This window comes from Enterococcus sp. UD-01 (genome assembly GCF_044909655.1).
Lineage (GTDB): Bacteria > Bacillota > Bacilli > Lactobacillales > Enterococcaceae > Enterococcus_L.
The window spans coordinates 1-1,061 of sequence record NZ_JBIYEU010000039.1; the positions used below are offsets into that span (position 1 = coordinate 1).

The window sequence follows — 1,061 nt, forward strand, 5'->3', positions numbered from 1 at the left end:
TCAAAGAATTAGAAAAGCAGGTTCGTACTCTTCAAATTGAAAATGCCTTTTTAAAAGAACTGAGGAAGCTGCGAAAACAGGAAGCTCAACAACGAAGAGTGAATCAATCGCGCGAATCATCGCAAGCCTCCGAGGACAGTTCAAATTAGTTGAGCTTCTTGAAGCATTGAATTTTTCTAAGTCAACCTTTATGTATTGGCAAAAACGGTTTGACCGAAAAAATCCAACTCAGGAAATCGAAACAGAGATGCTTCATATTCGTCAAAAGCATAAAGATTATGGCTGTTTACGAATGACGAACGAACTAAGGAACCGAGGATTCTATGTGAATAAAAAGAAAGTTCAACGCTTAATTCGAAAGCTAGGGATTGAAGTCCGCTCTTATACACGGAAATCTCGTCGCTATAGTTCGTATCGTGGAAAAGTTGGAACGATTGCCAAGAATCGAATCCACCGTCGCTTTTATACAAGTGTTTGTCATCAAAAAATAACGACAGATACAACAGAATTAAAGTATTTTGACTGTGATCCCAAAGGGATCATTCGTCAAAGAAAGTTGTACTTAGATCCTTTTATGGATATGTATAATAGTGAAATTCTTTCTTATCGTATCTCAGAAAAACCAAATGCACTGGCAATAATGGACGGATTAGAAGAAGCAATCAGACGGACGAATGATTGTCCTTATCGTCGCACCTTTCACTCAGATCAAGGTTGGGCGTATCAAATGAAAGCTTATAGCCATAAACTGAAGAAACAGAACATTTTTCAAAGTATGTCTCGAAAGAGCAATTGTTTAGATAATTCAATCATGGAAAACTTCTTTAGTCTTTTAAAACAAGAAATTTATCATGGAAAAACCTATTCTAGTTTTGAAGAACTAAAAACAGCAATTGATAACTACATCTATTATTACAACAATGAACGAATGAAAAAGAAACTGAACTGGAAAAGCCCTGTACAGTTTCGAATAACCGAAAGTAAAACAGCTTAACAACAAATAAAAAAACGGAGTAGATTTCTCTACTCCGAAAAAAGTCTAACTTTTTGGGGTCACTACA

1 protein-coding gene is annotated in these 1,061 nt (G+C 35.7%); it reads left to right on the forward strand.

Annotation, left to right across the window (positions count from 1 at the left end; genetic code table 11):
• Nucleotides 1–118: 118 nt before the first annotated feature.
• Nucleotides 119–994, forward strand: a complete 876-nt coding sequence (locus tag ABH902_RS15775) for an IS3 family transposase (RefSeq protein ID WP_404592353.1) — start codon at nucleotides 119–121, stop codon at nucleotides 992–994.
• Nucleotides 995–1,061: the final 67 nt, after the last annotated feature.